The organism is Bacillus pseudomycoides DSM 12442 (genome assembly GCF_000161455.1).
GTDB lineage: Bacteria > Bacillota > Bacilli > Bacillales > Bacillaceae_G > Bacillus_A > Bacillus_A pseudomycoides.
The window spans coordinates 4,573,654-4,593,569 of sequence record NZ_CM000745.1 but is presented as its reverse complement, the minus strand read 5'-3'; the positions used below and the strand labels follow the sequence as shown (position 1 = coordinate 4,593,569).

The window sequence follows — 19,916 nt, the reverse complement described above, 5'->3', positions numbered from 1 at the left end:
CTTAGCGGCATATGATGCCGAAGGTAAGGCATATAAGTATGAAGTGAAAGAACAACCGGTAGATGGATATCAATCCGAAGTAAAAGGTTATGACATCACGAATACAAAAATCAAAGACGAAACAGGTGTAGATCCAAAAGATCCAAAAGATCCAAAAGATCCAGAAGATCCAGAAGATCCAAACACAAATAACGATTCAAAAGTTCCACCTACTGAAGAAAATGATAAGCCGACATCAATGCTTCCTAATACAGGAGGAATATCAGCGGAAATGATTTCAATCGTTGCAGGTATGATATTATTCGTTTTAGGTGGAATTCTATTCACTCGACAACGAATAAAATAATAAAAAAGCTTTAGATTATTGATTACACTGTAATCTGAGTAGCAGACAAATTAAAAAATTACTATTGATATTACTCCCTTTAGGTAGATATTCAAAAAAACTTCACGATAAAGTGAAGGGAAGAATGCAACCTGAAGGGGGTTTTTCTATGGCGAAATTAGAAATAGTATTTTGTGAAGCTTTGTTCTTGAATGGTGGCAGCAGTAGCTCCTGTCCAGCAAAAGTTAATACACCTACAAGAATCGTTTTTTTTAATAATAGAAATGCCTTCTTATCAAGTATAATCATTATTGTTATATTTGTTTATCGTTATATTTAGTATTATACATGATAATACCTTGAAATAAATATGCTTTTATGCATATTTATTTTATTTTTTTACAAAAAAGCCACCACTTTGGAGTGAGTGGCTTTGGTGATAATTAAGCAGCTTTCTGCCCTGTTTGTACCGCCGGTTTTTGCAGAACATCATAAACACCAGTGCCAATGACATCTAAAGCCATTTTCATACGTTCAGGTGAGATGTTTTCTAGAACGTTATCTTGCGGCGTATGGTATACCTTTTCAATATGATAGATGAGTGGATCCCAACTATCTACTCCCATCCAGATGAATAGAGCGGCAGGGATGCCAGCGTAAGCGAATGGCACATGGTCACTAGAACCAAACTTTCCTTGCAGAACAAGATCATTATTTAATTGTTTCCCAGCATTTAATGCTGCGTCTGTTACAAGATTCGTAGAACCATCTGGCGTCATTGCATATAAATTTTTTGCTTTATCATAGTTTGTAGCAACCATATCAGCATTAAAAACGCCTAGAATACGATCGCGTTCTTTTTGAGATAAGTTGTCAACGTAGTGCTCTGAACCAAGCAACCCCATTTCCTCTGAACCGAAAGCAATAAATTGGATTTCTTTGTCAGTTTCTACATTTTGAAATGCGCGAGCTAGTTCTAATACTAACCCTGTTCCAGAAGCGTTATCATTTGCTCCTGGTGCCCCAGCAACGCTGTCATAATGTGAACTTACAATAACAGCTTTCTCATTTCCAGTGCTCTTTTTCGGTTTCTTTTTCGCGATAACATTTAGAGATTGTAAGTTTGATTCATGTCGTGCTTTTAAAGAAAGGATTGTACTTCCCTTTTTTGCTAATTCTTCTTTGAAGGCATTACCTTGTGCATAAGCAAGACCAAATACAGGGATGGACTGTTTTTTCGTTAATCTTGGATTGAAAGTTTGGCCATAGTTGCCGCGGCCGCCAATTAGGCTATATAAGAGAACGCCTTTTGCACCCTTTGCAACGGCATTTTCTACTTGTTTGTTGTAGTCTGCTACTGTTGCACCTCTTTCAAATAAGACAATTTTTCCGTTTACTTCATTTGGAATCTCCTCTAATTTTGTCCCATTCGGCACAAAAATAAGAGGAGCGGTGACAGCCTCAGTAGAAATTAAAGCGTTTGGGGCGGCGCCTGCTTGCCAATTTTTTGAACGTGATAAAGGAGAATCAATAAATCCTACATATTGATCGGGTACAGCAAATGGCTGATATTCTACTTCATATCCCATTGACTGTAATTTCATCCCAACATAGCGAGAAGCCCATTTTTCTGATTGTGTTCCACCAGGGCGCGGGCCAATTGTTTCTGATAAAAAACGGACGTGTTCGATTGCACGGTTAGCATTAACTTGCCCTGTAATAGGTGGAGTTTTGATCGTTTCTGGCGGGGAATCAGCTTTTGCTTGTCCAATTGGAGCTAAGCTGACAGCGAGTGTTGCAGCAAGTAAAGAGCTTACTATTTTTTGTTTCAATGCTCTCTTCATATATTCCTCTCCTATTCTTCTATTCTATCTGACTGACAAAAGAAGACGGATAACGACTCTATTCTATCTCCTGTTTTTTGTATTTTCAATTAATTCAAGTTGAGAAATAAAAGTAGAATCATTTCATATGCATATATGCATATTTTTAGAGAGGATGTATGTGCTATTATTTTAGACAAAGGTTCGCTTTCTTGTTTTGAAAGCCCCTAAATTGCATGTCTAGTGTACCCAAGCTTTAGAATATGTAGAGAAAAAGAAATCTATGGTGAGATTTCTTTTTCTCATGCTTGAACCTTTTGAACATGATAATTGTCATGTTTCCACATTTCATGATAATTATCATTAGATGTAAGGCATCCATATGAAAAGAAGAGAAATCAGTGTGATTTCTCTTTTTTTTGTATAGAAAAAGGAATGCCACTTGCATTCCTTTTATCCCTTACAGTTCAGTTAAAATAATCGGCTCACCGCGTGTTACGACGACTGTATGTTCACATTGTGCAACAAGGCTTTTATCTGGTGTTACAAATGTCCAACCGTCATCGCCGCGTTCAATAATATGGTCAGCCTTCATAGAAATGAAAGGTTCTACAGCGATAACAAGACCATCTTTAAGAAGTGCATTATCCATTGGATCGTAGTAGCTTAGAATGTGATTTGGTGCTTCGTGTAAGCTAAGACCGATGCCATGCCCTGTTAAGTTTTGGATAACGGCATAGCCATTTTTATGAGCAAAGTTAGAAACTGCACGACCGATTTGGTTTTGTTTCGAACCAGCTTTTACTTTTTTCATTGCTGCCCAAAATGCATCTACTGCTGCTTGGCAAAGTTTTTCTTTTTCTTCATCTTGCCCAAGAACAAAAGAGATACCTGTATCTGCATAATAACCGTCAAGTGCCGCAGATACATCAACATTTACTAAGTCGCCTTCTTTTAATACTTGATCTTTTGGAATACCGTGTGCAACTTCTTCATTTACACTAATACAAGTTACACCTGGGAAATCATATTCTTTTTCAGGTGCAGAAATAGCACCGTGCTCATCTAATACTTTTTTACCGATCAAATCAAGCTCTTTCGTTGTCATACCTGGCTTTGCTTGTTTTTTCATCTCTTCGCGTGCAAGCGCAACAACGCGGCCGATTTTTCGTAAACCTTTTAAATCCTTCTCATTACGGATGATCATAAAAAAAACCACTGTCCTTCCTCGAATATATATCTTACACGATTGTATCATGTTTATTTTTGTCCTGCTACTGGCGTACGGTTAGTATACTTTTTAAGGAGCTTTGATGAGTTTCATAGGAACTTCATGACAATTGTCATATTCATATCATGACGTATTTTACTGTTTTCCAGCTCTTCCAATTTATACAATGTAAATATAAGGAACAGTGGAGGTGGCAAGATGGAAAAGATTATTGAAGTAAATGGTGTTTCAAAAACATTTAAACATAAAAAGGCTGTAAATAACGTTTCATTTCATGTAGAGAAGGGGCAGATTGTTGCACTTCTTGGGCCAAACGGTGCAGGGAAAACAACAACAATCTCAATGATGCTTGGATTAAAGGATCCATCAGAAGGAAGTGTTTCTATATTTGGAAAGAGTCCCAAGCAGCGAGCAGTTCGTAATCGCCTCGGTGCAATGCTACAAGAGGTGAGTGTTATCGATAGTATATCAGTGGAGGAAGCAATTGATCTATTTCGCAGCTATTATACGAATCCAGTTGCAAAAGAAACATTACTTCAGTTATCAAATTTAGAATCGGAAAAAAGGCAGCGTTGTGAAAAATTATCAGGTGGTCAAAAAAGAAGATTAAACTTTGCACTCGCACTTGCTGGAAACCCAGATTTATTATTTTTAGATGAACCGACTGTAGGAATGGACATTACATCTAGAAAGGCTTTCTGGGAAACGATTCGAAAGCTAGCGAGTGAAGGGAAAACGATTATTTTGACAACGCATTATTTAGAAGAAGCAGATGCGTTAGCAGATCGAATTTTACTATTTGCAAACGGAGAAATCATTGCTGATGGAACTCCAGAGGAAATGAAAGCAACGATTTCTCGAAAAACCATTTCATTTTACACAAAAGAAAAAATTCCAACAGACTTGCTGAAGGGGTTACCGCATGTTACAGCAGTACAGTTTCATGAACCGCGTGTTATTCTCACAACAGATGATACGGATGCTACGTTGCAAGCAATTTATAAAGAGAATTTACCTGTTACAGATATCTCAGTTGAACGAGGAAGTCTTGATGAAGCGTTTGAACAGTTTGTCGCAAATCAGAAGGAGGGAATTGTATGAAAGCCTTATGGATGCAATGTAAAATAGAAATCTTACGTACGTTTCGCAATAAATTATTTATCTTTTTCTCATTATTAATGCCAGTTCTGTTTTATTACATTTTTACAAATGTCATTCAAGTACCGCAGAACGGAGATGCTTGGAAAGCGCACTATTTAATTTCGATGGCTACTTTCAGTATTGTAGGAACAGCACTTTTTAGCTTTGGTGTGAGACTTTCTCAAGAAAAAGGGCAGGGATGGACACATCTTTTGAAAATTACACCACTTCCAGAGGGAGCATATTTAACAGCTAAAATTATTTCTCAAACAGTGGTAAATGCTTTTTCAATACTTGTGATCTTTATTGCAGGTATGCTAATCAATAACGTGGAATTAACGATCGGGCAATGGATTGGTGCTGGATTATGGCTATTAATAGGTGTGACGCCGTTTTTAGCACTTGGAACGATTGTAGGTTCAATTAAGAAAGCAGATGCAGCTTCTGGTCTCGCAAACATTTTAAATATGAGTTTAGCAGTACTAGGCGGTTTATGGATGCCGATTGAAGTGTTTCCGAAAGTGCTAAGAACAATTGGAGAGTGGACACCAACATATCACTTCGGAAGCGGGGCATGGGATATTGTAGCGGGGAAATCTATAGGATGGGAGAATATCGCGATTTTAGGAGGTTATTTCCTTATATTTGTTGTAATATCAATATATATAAGAAAAAGACAGGAAGCGGTATAACATGATAGAGAAGAAGTTTGAGATTTTTCCGAAACATATGGGATTCTTCCCGTATATATGGCTTGTATATTTAGCGTTTCCAATCTACACATTACTACAAGAAACTGGTTGGAAACTATTGTTAGGAAGCGGTATGCTAGTAATCTTTGTTTTGGCATACCGACAACTTTATTTTGTGCAAAAGACATTTATGATGTGGGCATGTATACAAATGATCATCGCATTTGTGTTAGGTTTTTTTTATAATCCATATCTTATTTATTTAGGCTTTTTTACTGCAAATGCAATAGCATTTGCACCTACAAAGAAATCATTCCGAATACTATTTTCTTTATTAGTACTAACCGTTATCACATTCATATTTGTATACAGAAATGATTTTTCGTTGACATCTTTTTTAGGTGCTGTACCAATGTTTATTATGATGCTTCTGATGCCTTTTGCTATGCGTAGTTTTAATCAAAAAAAGGTGTTAAGGAACCAGTTAAGTGAAGCAAACGAACAAATTAAAGATCTAGTAAAACGTGAAGAACGTCAGCGAATCGCCAGAGACCTTCACGATACTTTAGGACATACGTTATCCCTCATTACTTTAAAAAGCCAGCTTGTTGAGAAGCTGATTGTAAAAAAACCAGAGCGTGCAAGTATAGAAGCGAAGGAGATTACGCAAACATCGCGCACAGCCTTAAAGCAATTGCGTGAATTGATTTCCGATATGCGGATGATTACTGTGGAAGAAGAGCTTGAGCAAATAAAGGCTATCCTGCAAGCTGCTAATATTTCACTAGAGGTAAAGCAGAAAGCAAGTTCTGGTGCATTATCACCACTTGAGCAAAATATTGTAGGTATGTGCTTGCGAGAAGCGGTAACGAACGTTGTAAAGCATAGTAAGGCGACGGAATGTATGGTTTCCTTATTTGAAACGCAAGGAGAACTGATTTTGCAGGTGAAAGATAATGGAGTAGGATTACAAGCACAAAGTCATGATGGGAATGGCATTTTAGGTATGAAAGAACGGCTTGCACTTATTGATGGAGCACTTGAACTAGATGAAACGCATCCTGGGACGATGTTAACGGTGAAGGTTCCAATTGTAATTAGGACAGGAAAAGATGAGGTGAGAGCATGATTAGAATCATCATTGCTGAGGATCAACGAATGCTTAGGGGAGCGCTCGGAGCTCTGCTTGATTTAGAAGACGACATTGAAGTGGTAGGGCAGGCGGAGAATGGTGAAGAAGCTTTAAAATTAATTGAAAAGTTGCAGCCAGATATAAGTATTATGGATATTGAAATGCCGATTCAAAGTGGTTTAGATGTTGCAGAGGAATTGCAAAAGAAAAAATTACTATGCAAAGTAATGATTTTAACAACATTCGCACGTCCAGGTTATTTTGAAAGAGCAATGAAAGCAGGAGTTCATGGATATTTATTAAAGGATAGCCCAAGTGAAGATTTAGCGGCAGCGATTCGCAATGTGATGCAAGGGAAACGAGAGATTTCCCCTGAATTAATGTTTGGACTATGGCAAGAGCAAAATCCGTTATCAGATCGTGAGAAAGAAGTACTTTTGTTAGCGAAAGAAGGAAAAACAGCAAATGAAATTGCCAAGACACTGTATCTTTCATCTGGTACTGTACGGAATTATATTTCAGATGTGTTAACAAAATTAAATGCGAAAAACCGAATTGAAGCAATTGCGATTGCGGAAGAAAAGGGCTGGATATGAAAAAAGATGTTTACCGGTTATAGTGGTAAACATCTTTTTATTCTTTTTTTTGAACCTCTATCACTAAAATGTAAAGTCTGTGACATAATATAGATTTTACTTCATTTTTCGACAAAAAATTTGTTATAGTAAGATTAGGTTGCTGTTCTAGATTTTGGGTAACTTTACCACTAATTGTCTTAATTACCCCATGTTTATCTACTTGAGCAATGATGTCTTGGTCATATATTTCATCATTTTTATATGATTGGGAAAGACATACTTCGGTTTGATTTTCTTGTAGGTTGAAATTCAACATCTTTTCAGTGGTAACTTGTTTTTGTTACGCGTTAACCGCTTGTACTTCATCTTTTAAGTATTTTTAGCAATATTTCCTATTGTTACGTTTTGTGGTTCAGTTTATTTACTAATTATCAAGCTAGGTTGAGTAACTTCAATGTTCACTTCATTGTTATTAATTTTTGGGGCACGATAATTGCTGCTACATGATAAGGGATAGAATAGAACAGAAGTAAGGAATATACTAGCAACTTTTATATTATTCATCTCTAACATTTGGAGTCTTGTATGTGTATAAGATGATTTATAAGAAAAGTGTGCTAAATGATATATATTATGCAATATTTCATGTTTAAAAGTGCCGGAAAACTATTATTGTAGTGGTATGACAACTTGAAAAGTTAGATTTCTGTAATGGGATGGTGAGCTATTATGCACGCAGAAAAGCTGGGAGCTGAAATAAAGAAAATTAGAATGTTAAGAGGTTTAACACAAAAGCAGTTGTCTGAGAATATATGTCATCAATCAGAGGTAAGCAGGATTGAGTCAGGAACGGTATATCCAAGTATGGATATACTGCAAGGGATTGCAGCAAAGCTAAGGGTTCCCATTATTCATTTTTATGAGGTTCTTCTTTATTCTGACCTCGAAAGAAAGAAAAAGTTTAAGAATCAAATTCAATTATTGTGTAAGAAGAAGCAGTATGATGAAATTCATAAAATTGTTTCAGAGGAGTTAAAGAAAGAAGAATGTCATCCTGAATTTAAGCAATTTCTTCTATGGTATTATCATTTATCTTCTTATGCTTTAAAGAAAGTCAATTTTGAATACTGCATCTCAGAGCTGAAAAATATAATCCATCGGCAATATGGTGGGGTAGATGTGTTTCAAAATTTATATATCGAAAATTCGATTGCTATTATTTATGCAGAAAATAACCATTTAGAAAAAGCTATTACATTATTTCAAGATATTTTACAACAGCTGGAGTCATTGCAGAGTGATCAAGATTTTGTTGTTAAGGTTCGATATAATTATGCGAAAGCTTTATGTTTAAATAATGAATATGCAAAGTCGCTTCAGCAAGTAGATAAAGCAATTGAAACGTCGCGACTTATTGGGAGTATGCAGCTTCTTGGGCAACTGTATTATCAAAAGGGAGAGTGCTTAGAGAAATTAATTTATCCACCAAGTGAAATTACAGTTGTTTATGAAAAGGCTTTATTCTTTTTTGATTTACTAGATTTACATTCTAACAAAGAGATATTATTAGCAAAAATGGGATTAGCTGATCGTAATGAACAGACAATATTCTCTAGCTAATTAAATTGATCCCGCTATTCGTGGACAGTAATTCCCCCACTTCAAGATTAAAAGAGAAAAGAGGAAGATAGGTGGACGATAACTGCCCGTAAAAGCCCAGTCGGTGAGGGCTAACAATCAGTGCGGAATGAAGAGTACTCCCACTGATGGAAGTTTCATTTTATATTTTTAAATAATGAAACCATAAGAGAATATGCATAATTGCATTTTTAAAAGAAATTATTTCATGATATATTTAGAGAAAATAGAGCATAGGGTGATGAGTGATGAAAAAAATTCTTGCATGCGGTTTAATGGCAATGGCAATGCTAGCTGGTATTGCATTCGGAGTGAGTCAAGATCACGCATTAACAAATCAACAGGAACAAGTACAATTAGCTTCAGATATACCATTTGAACATTAAGATAAAAAAAGAACCCAAGTGAGGGTTCTTTATTTTTGTTAGGGATAAAAGTGTTAGATAATTCAAAGCTCTTGAATGTAGTCAAAGGTTTAGGTATGTAAGAATGATTATTATTCCTTGCTCTTAACACCTTCGGCAATTACACCAAAGAGAAGAGAATCGTGAAACAGCGTTACAATTACCATTGTAACGCTGCACCGCTTATTCGTCTCACCCCTCTTATAGAAGCAAGTTCATCTACGAACTGAAAAAGTGCTAAATCTTTTTGTTTACTCTCAATCATAATATCGAAATCTTGATTTAGTTCTCTCATGATGTGTAAAAAGGGTTTTATAAATGTAGCATCAATATAATTAGCGTGTGACCTGAATTCCTTCTCTGATTTTGGTGAAGAAATATGAACCTTAGGAATGGTATTTGTATGATCCCACGTTTTGAAAATAGCTGGTAGCAGTGCTTCTAACGGTTCATCACAAAGATTTGCCATGTGATGATGATAATCAAATATAAAAGGGATTCTTTCTAGCTTACAAACGGCTAATGTTTCAGAAGCTGTATATGTTTTATCATCATTTTCAAGTGTCATTTGCTGCTTGATATGAGGGGGGAGCTTTTTTAAGTTTTCATGAAAGCGTAGTAAAGCTTTCTCTTTGTTGCCGTATGCACCTCCAATATGGATATTAATGTAGGAAGAGTCTGCTAATCCCATTGCATCTAATACGTTATAGTGATATGTCATATCTAAAACCGCATTATCTGTAATATGAGGTTTTTCACTTGTAAATAATGTGAACTGGTTTGGATGAAAGCTGACTCGTAAGTTATGCTCTCGAATTAATTTCCCCATCTTACGCCAAAAGGGTGTAAATATATCGATATAATCAAAATCAACTTCAGGATGGGTTGCGAGTGGGACGATAGAAGATGATAATCGGTATAATGGAATTTCATGTGCGATATTGTAATGCAGGGTACGTAATGTATGCATAAGGTTTTGCATTGTAATATTATATAATTTTTCTTCTCGTTCCTGTTTACCAAGCTTTTTCCACGTTGTAAATGTCATTGTTTTAGCAGGGGAGCAGTCCCACAAAGCGACTGCATGTGAGACATACCCAAAGCGCATAATCATCTGTCCTACCCCCGTTATTTATTATTTAATTATAAAAGTTTCATTTCATAAGAAAAACGCTAGTAACGTCCCAATCCATTCTTTTCCTTTATCGACAAGGGAGAGAGAGGAAACATCTTTCCAAGTAAGCAATGTAGACCCCTCAATATCTTTGCTAATGTGCACCTTAATTTCTTGTATAAAAGCTGAGTCATACAGGAGACAATTTATTTCATGATTGACATATAAACTCCTCATATCAAAATTAGCTGTTCCGATATCACAAATATGATTATCTACCATAATAATTTTCGCGTGAAAAAATCCTTGTTGAAATTCATAAATATGACACCCTGCCCTCATCAATTTCCGGCAGTATGGTAATTTAGCTTCGCGAACGAGTGGGTGATCTGCTTTTTTAGGAACGAGAATCGTAATGCGAACACCTCGTTTTTTTGCTTGTAATAATGCATTCATTACTATTTTTCCCGGAATGAAATAGGGTGTCCCAATATATAATTCCTCTTTTGCACTTTCAATAAGTGATACAAATGTTTCCTGTAAATAGGCACCGTCTGTTGGGATAAAGCGGTGTAGCATAGGGCCTGGAAACTGTTTGGGAAAAAATGATGCTTCTTCTAATAAATCTTCATTTGTATCATCGCGCCAATCGTGCAAAAATTGTTTTTGTAAATCTTGTACGCCTTCGCCAGTCAGGCGTAAATGATAATCACGCCAAAGGCCCAATTCAGGATCATGCCCCAAATATTCTTCTCCGATGTTGAAACCTCCAATATAGCCAATTTTCCCATCGATAATCGTAATTTTTCTATGATTTCTTTGGTTTGCAGAAAAAAAGAGAAAAGGGATCTTGATTTTATGGCAATATGAAAAAGATACACCATGTTGCCTGAGTGAGCGAATGGCTTCATCTGATAAACGATGGCTTCCTATACGATCGAGAAGGAGGCGTACTTCTATACCTTGTTTGGCTTTTTCAGTGAGAAGCTGTAAAAAGGTTTGACTAATTTCATCATTTTTGACAATGAAAAATAAAATATGTATATGATGCTTTGCCCCCTTTATATCCAGAAATAAATCATTGTATAAATTTGTTCCCCATGTATACAATTTAAAATTGCTACGTCGTAAGGGAAAGGGGCGGGACTTTATTTTTTTTAAATGATGTTTTCTTCCAAGTAAAAAGTCGAGTGAGACCCATATGACTAAGCATATTAGTAAGAGAGATAAAAAGACCATTATCAAATTACCTCCTGAGAATTCATTCTTATAGTTTCACCTAAATAAACAGCTTTATGAAAAAATGTTGTGTTGTATAACAAAAAACTGTTGACTGAATGCTCACTCATTATATAATGGGGATAGGGGATATAATTCAGAAAATTATTTATTTTCGAAGATTCTAAAAGAAAGAGGGCTTACAAAGAGAGGGGTATCATAAAAATGAATAGTTTACTGATCATTAATTGGCTGGCTGCCATTGCTGTTATTGCTTATGCTGGATATTTGTTTGTATATTTGATACGAACAAGGATGGCCTACATACAGTTAGGAAAAAAAGTAGAATTTGATCGCCGCTTTAAAGAGAGGTGGGATATTCTTAAGGTTAACGTTTTCGGTCAAAAAAAATTGCTGAAAGATAAGAAAAGCGGTATCATGCACGTTATGTTTTTTTACGGATTTATTCTTGTCCAATTTGGAGCAATTGACTTCGTTTGGAAAGGATTAGCACCAGGATCACATCTTCCACTTGGACCACTATACCCTGCATTTACATTCTTCCAGGAAATTATCACACTTATGATTTTAATCGCAGTTTTTTGGGCTTTTCATAGAAGATACGTTGAAAAACTTGTTCGTTTAAAACGTAATTTTAAATCAGGCCTTGTTCTTATTTTTATCGGAGGCTTAATGCTTTCTGTACTAATTGGTAACGGAATGGGCATTATATGGCACGGCGAAGAGCTTTCGTGGAGCGAACCAATCGCTTCTGGAATCGCTTACGTTTTCTCAGGAATAAATGAAACCGCAGCTATTTCTGTGTTCTATTTCTCTTGGTGGGTGCATCTACTTATTTTGTTAACGTTTTTAGTTTATGTACCACAATCAAAACACGCACATTTAATTGCCGGACCTGCTAATGTATTCTTTACTCGCCTTTCTAATCCAGGGAAACTTGAAAAAATTGATTTTGAAGATGAGACACAAGAAACATTCGGCGTTGGGAAAATTGAGGATTTCAAACAGACGCAGCTTATTGATTTATACGCTTGTGTAGAGTGCGGGCGCTGTACAAATATGTGCCCAGCAACAGGAACGGGTAAAATGTTGTCACCAATGGATTTAATTTTAAAACTTCGCGATCACTTAACGGATAAGGGGGCAGCGGTAACATCACGGGCTCCATGGGTTCCTGCGGTTGCGTTTAACAATACACAAGGAAATCAGTTAGCGATGATGGCAGCAGGGCAAGGGCAACAAGAATCGGCTGCTACAGCACTTGCTTATGATCCAAGTTTAATCGGAGACGTCATTACAGAAGAAGAGATTTGGGCATGTACAACGTGCCGTAACTGTGAAGATCAATGCCCAGTTATGAATGAACACGTTGACAAAGTTATTGATTTACGTCGTTATCTCGTTTTAACAGAAGGAAAAATGGATCCAGAAGCGCAGCGTGCGATGACAAATATTGAGCGCCAGGGGAATCCATGGGGGCTGAACCGTAAAGAGCGTGAAACGTGGCGCCAAGGCGATGATGAAGTAACCGTTCCAACTGTGAAAGAGAAAACAAAGGCTGGCGAAGAGTTCGAATATTTATTCTGGGTAGGATCAATGGGATCTTATGATAACCGCAGTCAGAAAATTGCGATATCATTTGCGAAGCTAATGAATAAAGCGGGCATTTCCTTTGCGATTCTTGGTAATAAAGAAAAGAACTCGGGAGATACGCCGCGCCGCCTTGGAAACGAATTTGTATTCCAAGAGATGGCCACAAAGAACATTGAAGAATTTGAAAAAGCAGGCGTGAAGAAAATCGTTACGATTGATCCGCATGCCTATAACACATTTAAAAATGAGTATCCAGACTTTGGCCTACAAGCAGAAGTCTATCACCATACAGAATTATTAGCACAGTGGGTGAAAGAAGGACGATTAGAGCCGGTTCACCGTATTGAAGAGACGATTACGTATCATGACTCCTGTTATTTAGGAAGATACAACGACGTATATGAAGCACCGCGCAGTATTTTAAAAGCAATTCCAGGTGTGAAAGTTGTTGAAATGGAGCGTAATCGTGAAACAGGCATGTGCTGCGGTGCAGGCGGCGGACTTATGTGGATGGAAGAAACAACAGGTTCGCGCATTAACGTTGCACGTACAGAACAAGCACTTGCTGTGAAACCGTCAATCATTGGTACGGGATGCCCGTACTGCCTAACGATGATTAGTGACGGTACGAAAGCAAAAGAAGTAGAAGAGCAAGTTCAGACACTTGATGTAACAGAGATTTTAGAACGCTCTGTAATTGGGTCTAAAAAAGAAGTTATGTAATAAGTAAGAATCCATACAACTTTAGAAAGAGGTGCAAGATTTGCACCTCTTCTCAGCGTAGGAGTATCGAGCGGGCGCTCAGCGCCGAAAAAAGAAATGGGGGGAATAAACGTGGTAAGAACAGTTATTTTAAGTGCTGCAAGAACACCGGTTGGAAAGTTTGGGGGATCTTTAAAGGATGTAAAAGCAACGGAACTTGGGGGAATTGCGATTAAAGCTGCGCTTGAGCGAGCGGATGTTGCTGCAAATGATGTTGAAGAAGTTATATTCGGAGCGGTGATTCAAGGAGGACAGGGGCAAATTCCTTCGCGCCAAGCGGCGAGAGAAGCTGGACTTCCTTGGGAAACTCGTACAGAAACAGTGAATAAAGTTTGTGCATCTGGTCTTCGTGCTGTAACAATGGCTGATCAAATTATTCGTACTGGAGATCAAACGCTTATTGTAGCAGGCGGAATGGAATCGATGAGCAATAGTCCTTATATTTTACAAGGTGCACGATGGGGATACCGGATGGGACATAATCAAGTTGCCGATCTAAATGTAGTAGATGGCTTAACGTGTTCATTTTCTGGCGTACATATGGGTGTGTATGGCGGAGAAGTCGCGAAGGAGGACGGAATCTCTCGCGAAGCGCAAGATGAATGGGCATATCGCAGTCATCAGCGTGCAGTTTCTGCGCAGAAGGAAGGTCGATTTGAAGAGGAAATCGTACCAGTATCTGTACCGCAGCGAAAAGGTGAGCCGATTGTTGTTACAAAAGATGAAGCGCCGCGCGAAGATACAACAGTTGAAAAGCTAGCAAAGCTAAAGCCTGTATTTGATAAAACAGCGGCAGTAACGGCTGGAAATGCACCAGGGTTAAATGATGGCGGCGCTGCGCTTGTATTAATGAGCGAGGACAGAGCGCAGCAAGAAGGAAGAAAACCGTTAGCGACGATTTTAGCACATACAGCAATTGCGGTAGAAGCGAAAGATTTCCCAAGAACACCAGGGTATGCGATTAATGAGCTTTTGAAGAAAACAGGTAAGACAGTGGATGAGATTGACTTATTTGAGATTAACGAAGCCTTTGCAGCAGTTGCAATTGCGAGTGCAAATATTGCAGGAATTGATCCGGAAAAAATTAACGTAAACGGTGGCGCGGTTGCGATGGGACATCCAATTGGAGCAAGCGGGGCACGGATTATTGTAACGCTTATTCATGCACTGAAGCAACGCGGCGGCGGCATTGGAATTGCATCGATTTGCAGCGGCGGTGGCCAAGGCGACGCGATTATGATTGAAGTTCATTAATAAAAAGGGGGAGAAAAAATGAGTGTGCAAAAAATTGTTGTAATCGGTGCGGGGCAAATGGGTTCAGGTATTGCACAAGTATGTGCGATGGCAGGATATGACGTATATATGCAGGATTTGAAACAAGAGCAATTAGATCGGGGATTATCCATTATTACAAAAAACTTAGCACGCCAAGTAGAAAAAGGACGCATGGATGAAGAGTCAAAGGAAGCAACTTTAAATCGTCTTACAGCGACGCTTGAATTAAATTGTGTAAAAGAAGCAGATCTTGTTATTGAGGCAGCCGTTGAGAAAATGGATATTAAAAAGAAAATTTTCGCAAATTTAGATGAAATTGCACCAGAACATGCGATTTTGGCGACAAATACATCGTCTTTACCAATTACAGAAATTGCAGCGGTAACGAAAAGACCAGAGAAAGTAATTGGGATGCACTTTATGAATCCAGTTCCGGTTATGAAGCTTGTTGAAATCATTCGGGGTCTTGCAACAGATGATGCAGTATACGAAACAATCGAAGACATTACAAAGAAAATCGGAAAAGTACCAGTTGAAGTAAACGATTTCCCTGGATTTGTTTCCAACCGTATTTTATTACCGATGATTAATGAAGCGATTTATACGCTATATGAAGGCGTCGCAACAAAAGAAGCAATTGATGAAGTGATGAAGCTTGGTATGAATCATCCAATGGGGCCGTTAACATTAGCAGATTTTATTGGTCTAGATACGTGTTTATACATTATGGAGGTTCTGCATGAAGGACTAGGAGATAGTAAGTATCGCCCATGTCCGTTATTACGTAAATATGTAAATGCTGGTTGGTTAGGTCGAAAAACAGGTCGTGGTTTCTACGTATACGAATAGAAAGCAAGGGTAGGTCTCCCTCTTTTTTACAAAGTAGTGGTCTTACCAGGTGGTTGAAAAAAGATATATCGCAAATGGGGGCGGGGCATATGAATTTTCGTTTTACAGAAGAGCAGCAGATGATGAGGAAAATGGTTCGAGATTTTGCACAAAAGGAAATCGCTCCCTTTGTTCCAGAGATGGAACAAGGGGTGTTTCCTAGAGAGATTTTGAAGAAAATGGGTGAACTTGGACTTATGGGGATTCCAGCACCAGCGAAATATGGCGGTGTGGAAATGGATTTCATTTCTTACATTTTAGCTATTGAGGAATTATCAAAGGTGAGCGCGACAATTGGTGTTATTTTGGCGGTACACACATCGGTTGGAACAAACCCAATTTTATATTTTGGAACAGAAGAACAAAAGCAAAAATATGTTTCTAAACTAGCGACGGGTGAATATTTAGGTGCATTTGCTTTAACTGAGCCAAATGCGGGATCAGATGCAGGTAGCTTAAAATCAAGAGCCGTAAAGCAAGGTGATCACTATGTCATTAACGGTTCGAAAGTATTTATTACAAACGGTGGCGAGGCGGATACATATATCGTGTTTGCTTCTACGAATCCAGATGCAGGAAAGAGCGGAATTTCTGCGTTTATTGTAGAGAAAGATACACCAGGCTTAATCGTTGGAAAAGACGAACATAAGATGGGACTGCTTGGTTCTCGTACAGTGCAATTAACATTTGAAGATATGAAAGTACCAGTAGAAAACCTGCTCGGTGAAGAAGGACAAGGTTTTAAAGTAGCGATGGCGAATTTAGATGTTGGTCGCATTGGTATTGGAGCACAGGCACTTGGCATCGCCGAGGCAGCGCTAGCATGTGCAGTGGATTATGCGAAGGAGCGTCAGCAATTTGGAAAGCCAATTGCCGCGCAGCAAGGACTGGGCTTTAAACTGGCGGATATGGCTACGAGCGTAGAAGCTGCGAGGTTACTTGTATATAGAGCGGCATCGCTTAGGGCACAGGGACTTCCTTGCGGGAAGGAAGCATCTATCGCAAAGCTGTTTGCTTCGAAAACAGCGGTCGATGTCGCAATTGAAGCGGTACAAGTATTTGGCGGTTACGGCTATACGAAAGATTATCCAGTTGAGCGATTTTTCCGTGATGCAAAAATTTGTGAGATTTATGAAGGAACGAGTGAAATACAGCGGCTTGTTATTAGCCGAGCATTATAAAGAGAAGAGAGAGTGAGGGGAAGGAACATGGATTTTAAATTATCAGAAGAGCATGAAATGATACGAAAAATGGTTCGAGATTTTGCGAGAAATGAAGTGGCGCCGACGGCAGCGGAGCGAGATGAAGAAGAACGATTTGACCGCGCTTTATTTGACCAAATGGCGGACCTTGGTTTAACAGGAATTCCATGGCCTGAAGAATACGGCGGGATTGGAAGCGATTACTTAGCGTATGTGATTGCTGTAGAAGAGTTATCTCGTGTTTGCGCTTCGACAGGTGTCACGTTATCTGCTCATACTTCGCTTGCTGGTTGGCCCATTTTTAAATTTGGAACAGAGGAACAAAAACAAAAGTTTTTACGCCCGATGGCGGAAGGGAAGAAAATTGGTGCATATGGTTTAACAGAGCCAGGTTCTGGTTCAGATGCAGGCGGAATGAGAACGACAGCGAAGCGAGATGGCGATCACTACATTTTAAATGGTTCTAAGATTTTTATTACAAATGGCGGCATTGCTGATATTTATGTTGTCTTTGCATTGACTGATCCAGAATCAAAGCAGCGCGGCACAAGTGCATTCATTGTAGAAAGCGATGCGCTAGGATTTTCAGTTGGTAAGAAAGAGAGCAAGCTTGGGATCCGCTCTTCACCAACAACAGAAATCATGTTTGAAGACTGCCGTATTCCTGCTGAAAATTTACTTGGCGAAGAAGGACAAGGGTTCAAAATTGCAATGCAGACGCTAGACGGTGGTCGTAACGGTATTGCGGCGCAAGCTGTTGGTATTGCGCAAGGAGCTTTAGATGCTTCTGTGGAGTATGCAAGAGAACGGCATCAGTTTGGAAAGCCAATTGCTGCGCAGCAAGGAATTGGTTTTAAATTAGCAGATATGGCGACAAGTGTAGAGGCAGCACGCCTATTAACATACCAAGCTGCTTGGCTAGAATCAGAAGGACTTCCGTACGGAAAAGAATCAGCGATGTCGAAGGTGTTTGCTGGGGATACAGCGATGAAAGTAACGACGGAAGCAGTACAAGTATTTGGTGGTTACGGTTATACGAAAGATTACCCGGTAGAACGGTTCATGCGTGATGCAAAGATTACGCAAATTTATGAGGGAACACAAGAGATTCAAAGGCTTGTAATTTCTCGCATGTTAACGAAATAAGAGAAAAAGCGTAGGTATTTTCCTACGCTTTTTCCTTCCAAATGGTAGAGAGAGGTGAAGAGGATGGTTAAGCACAATGTGCATGCGTCTGTAAAGGATGAGAAATTGGTTGCACTAAGGCGCGAGCAGATGATTAAAGGAGCGGTGCAGCTCTTTAAGCAAAAGGGATTTCCTCGTACAACAACGAGGGAAATTGCAAAAGCGGCCGGGTTTAGTATTGGAACACTTTACGAATATATCCGTACGAAAGATGATGTGTTGTATTTAGTATGTGATAGTATTTATGAACATGTAAAAGAACGATTAGAAGAAGTGGTCTGCACGGAAAAAGGAAGCGTTGAAAGTTTAAGGGTAGCCATTACGAATTATTTTAAAGTAATGGATGAGTTGCAAGAAGAAGTATTAATTATGTATCAAGAAGTTCGTTTTTTACCGAAAGAGTCTCTTCCATATGTACTAGAAAAAGAGTTTCAAATGGTGGGAATGTTTGAAAATATTTTAGAACAGTGTACGAAAAATGGCACATTTACATTAACGAAAAAGGAAATTCAACTGCTGGCTCATAATATTTTTATTCAAGGACAAATGTGGGGATTTAGACGCTGGGCCCTGCAAAAACTTTATACATTAGAGGAATATACAGAAATGCAGATTAGGTATGTATTACATGGCGCGCATATGCTTCCGAAATAAAACGATATCCCCCTTCTTTTAGGCGGGAGAGAGCATCTAGCCATGCATAGAAGCGGCCAGTGCCTTTTTTAGCTCCATGCCGAGTGAAACCAGAAGGAGAAAATGAGAGGAAATCCCCACTGATTAAAGTTTCACTTTATATAGTCCCTACAGGTTAATCTTGTAAATAATGGTCTGTAATCACTTTTATCGATTGCTCGTGAAAGTTTCCCGTTTTTTTTGTAGCATATTTGTTGGAGTTTTGTTTATAATGAATAGTATGGATTTTTTTAAACAGGCCGTTATATATAGGATTATATTTTAAGAAAGGAAGTGCCGCATAAGTGGATTTTAAGAAATATTCACCAGAAGAGCTAAAAGAATTATCCATGATTGAAGTTGTACATAGTGTTTTAGAGGATAAAAGACAGGCAACGTCATTCCATGATTTAGTTCAGGAAATCGCTCAAGTGCTGGGACTATCTCAAGAACAAGTTGCTGCGAAGATCGCACAATTCTATACAGATTTAAATATCGATGGACGTTTCATCAATTTAGGAGAAAACCGTTGGGGGATACGTAGTTGGTACCCATACGAGCAAATTGATGAAGAAATCTTACCTCAGCCAAAGCCTAAGAAAAAACGTAAGGTTGAAGAGGAAGAAGATTTTGATGACTACATTGAAGAAGACGAAGACGACTTCGACGGTGATGACGAAGAAGATGATGATGTAGAAGATTTGGACAAGGTTCTTGACGAAGACGATGATCTTGATGATTTAGATGAAGATGATGAAGAGGAAGAATTCGCTGACGAAGAACTTGAGTATGATGAAACAGAAGAAGAAGAGGAAGAAGTGTAGTTCTTGACTTTTTATTATCGTCCATGTAGAATCATTTTTGGGCTCTTTAAAACAGGACGATAATACTTTTAAAGTGTAAATATAAAAGAAAATTGCTCCCTACTTATTACTTTTCGTGATGAGGGGAGCAATTTTCTTTTTTGTTTTTTGTTTAGAAAATAAAAAGAGTCTAACAATAAGATAGATAAGGTGTTATCTA

Annotated in this window: 19 protein-coding genes; 15 read left to right on the top strand and 4 right to left on the bottom strand. The window is 38.3% G+C overall.

The window, feature by feature from the left end:
- Both BPMYX0001_RS23380 and BPMYX0001_RS32760 read left to right on the top strand, forming a co-directional pair.
- The coding region (locus BPMYX0001_RS23380) for a Cna B-type domain-containing protein (protein WP_050774419.1) at positions 1–346 on the top strand (346 nt) is incomplete at its 5' end.
- A 148-nt stretch (positions 347–494) separates the two neighbouring features.
- Complete coding sequence (locus BPMYX0001_RS32760) at positions 495–665, top strand: hypothetical protein (protein WP_157753633.1); 171 nt, start codon at positions 495–497, stop codon at positions 663–665.
- Positions 666–768: 103 nt separating this feature from the next.
- Here the strand turns inward: BPMYX0001_RS32760 and BPMYX0001_RS23375 are convergent, their stop codons facing one another.
- Positions 769–2,169 (bottom strand): M28 family metallopeptidase, encoded by a 1,401-nt coding sequence (locus BPMYX0001_RS23375; protein WP_006096686.1) that lies wholly within the window; start codon positions 2,167–2,169, stop codon positions 769–771.
- A 439-nt stretch (positions 2,170–2,608) separates the two neighbouring features.
- The gene (gene map, locus BPMYX0001_RS23370; protein WP_097814687.1) at positions 2,609–3,406 is read right to left on the bottom strand and encodes a type I methionyl aminopeptidase; all 798 of its coding nucleotides are present in this window, start codon (positions 3,404–3,406) and stop codon (positions 2,609–2,611) included.
- A 171-nt stretch (positions 3,407–3,577) separates the two neighbouring features.
- Between map and BPMYX0001_RS23365 the strand changes: the two genes are divergently transcribed.
- The 6 genes from BPMYX0001_RS23365 to BPMYX0001_RS23335 all read left to right on the top strand — a co-directional run bounded on the left by BPMYX0001_RS23365 (position 3,578) and on the right by BPMYX0001_RS23335 (position 8,945).
- Positions 3,578–4,480: an ABC transporter ATP-binding protein gene (locus BPMYX0001_RS23365; protein ID WP_006096684.1), complete on the top strand. Its 903-nt coding sequence runs from the start codon at positions 3,578–3,580 to the stop codon at positions 4,478–4,480.
- A complete protein-coding gene (locus BPMYX0001_RS23360) occupies positions 4,477–5,211 on the top strand; it encodes an ABC transporter permease (RefSeq protein ID WP_018764904.1) in 735 nt (244 codons plus the stop codon). Before BPMYX0001_RS23365 ends, BPMYX0001_RS23360 begins: the two co-directional genes overlap by 4 nt.
- Before the next feature lies 1 nt (position 5,212).
- Positions 5,213–6,340, top strand: a complete 1,128-nt coding sequence (locus BPMYX0001_RS23355; RefSeq protein WP_006096682.1) for a sensor histidine kinase — start codon at positions 5,213–5,215, stop codon at positions 6,338–6,340.
- A complete protein-coding gene (locus tag BPMYX0001_RS23350; RefSeq protein ID WP_033799264.1) occupies positions 6,337–6,939 on the top strand; it encodes a response regulator transcription factor in 603 nt (200 codons plus the stop codon). Before BPMYX0001_RS23355 ends, BPMYX0001_RS23350 begins: the two co-directional genes overlap by 4 nt.
- A 711-nt stretch (positions 6,940–7,650) precedes the next feature.
- Entirely contained in the window at positions 7,651–8,541 is an 891-nt protein-coding gene (locus tag BPMYX0001_RS23340; RefSeq protein WP_006096680.1) for a helix-turn-helix domain-containing protein, read from the top strand.
- A 266-nt stretch (positions 8,542–8,807) separates the two neighbouring features.
- On the top strand, positions 8,808–8,945 hold the full coding sequence (locus tag BPMYX0001_RS23335; protein ID WP_018781170.1) for a quorum-sensing peptide PapR: 138 nt from the start codon (positions 8,808–8,810) through the stop codon (positions 8,943–8,945).
- Between the two features lie 178 nt (positions 8,946–9,123).
- On the opposite strand, the gene uvsE is transcribed toward BPMYX0001_RS23335, so the two are convergent.
- Together uvsE and cls are read right to left on the bottom strand one after the other, a co-directional pair.
- Positions 9,124–10,077, bottom strand: a complete 954-nt coding sequence (uvsE, locus tag BPMYX0001_RS23330) for a UV DNA damage repair endonuclease UvsE (protein WP_006096678.1) — start codon at positions 10,075–10,077, stop codon at positions 9,124–9,126.
- 45 nt (positions 10,078–10,122) lie between these two features.
- A complete protein-coding gene (gene cls / locus BPMYX0001_RS23325) occupies positions 10,123–11,316 on the bottom strand; it encodes a cardiolipin synthase (RefSeq protein ID WP_033799263.1) in 1,194 nt (397 codons plus the stop codon).
- Between the two features lie 204 nt (positions 11,317–11,520).
- On the opposite strand from cls, the gene BPMYX0001_RS23320 reads away from it, so the two are divergent.
- The 7 genes from BPMYX0001_RS23320 (at position 11,521) to rpoE (ending at position 19,717) form a co-directional block, all read left to right on the top strand.
- Entirely contained in the window at positions 11,521–13,632 is a 2,112-nt protein-coding gene (locus BPMYX0001_RS23320; protein WP_033799262.1) for a (Fe-S)-binding protein, read from the top strand.
- A gap of 9 nt (positions 13,633–13,641) precedes the next feature.
- The gene (locus BPMYX0001_RS32120; protein WP_097814688.1) at positions 13,642–14,925 is read left to right on the top strand and encodes an acetyl-CoA C-acetyltransferase; all 1,284 of its coding nucleotides are present in this window, start codon (positions 13,642–13,644) and stop codon (positions 14,923–14,925) included.
- A gap of 18 nt (positions 14,926–14,943) precedes the next feature.
- Positions 14,944–15,795: a 3-hydroxybutyryl-CoA dehydrogenase gene (locus BPMYX0001_RS32115; RefSeq protein ID WP_006096674.1), complete on the top strand. Its 852-nt coding sequence runs from the start codon at positions 14,944–14,946 to the stop codon at positions 15,793–15,795.
- 89 nt (positions 15,796–15,884) lie between these two features.
- Positions 15,885–17,015 carry an acyl-CoA dehydrogenase gene (locus BPMYX0001_RS23305; protein WP_033799260.1) on the top strand — a complete coding sequence of 377 codons (1,131 nt, stop codon included), beginning with the start codon at positions 15,885–15,887 and terminating at the stop codon, positions 17,013–17,015.
- Between the two features lie 27 nt (positions 17,016–17,042).
- Positions 17,043–18,182, top strand: coding sequence for an acyl-CoA dehydrogenase AcdA (gene acdA, locus BPMYX0001_RS23300; RefSeq protein WP_003202333.1), 1,140 nt, complete (start codon positions 17,043–17,045; stop codon positions 18,180–18,182).
- Between the two features lie 63 nt (positions 18,183–18,245).
- Positions 18,246–18,875: a TetR/AcrR family transcriptional regulator gene (locus BPMYX0001_RS23295; protein ID WP_018764915.1), complete on the top strand. Its 630-nt coding sequence runs from the start codon at positions 18,246–18,248 to the stop codon at positions 18,873–18,875.
- A 323-nt stretch (positions 18,876–19,198) separates the two neighbouring features.
- A complete protein-coding gene (rpoE, locus tag BPMYX0001_RS23290; protein WP_006096672.1) occupies positions 19,199–19,717 on the top strand; it encodes a DNA-directed RNA polymerase subunit delta in 519 nt (172 codons plus the stop codon).
- Positions 19,718–19,916 lie beyond the last annotated feature (199 nt).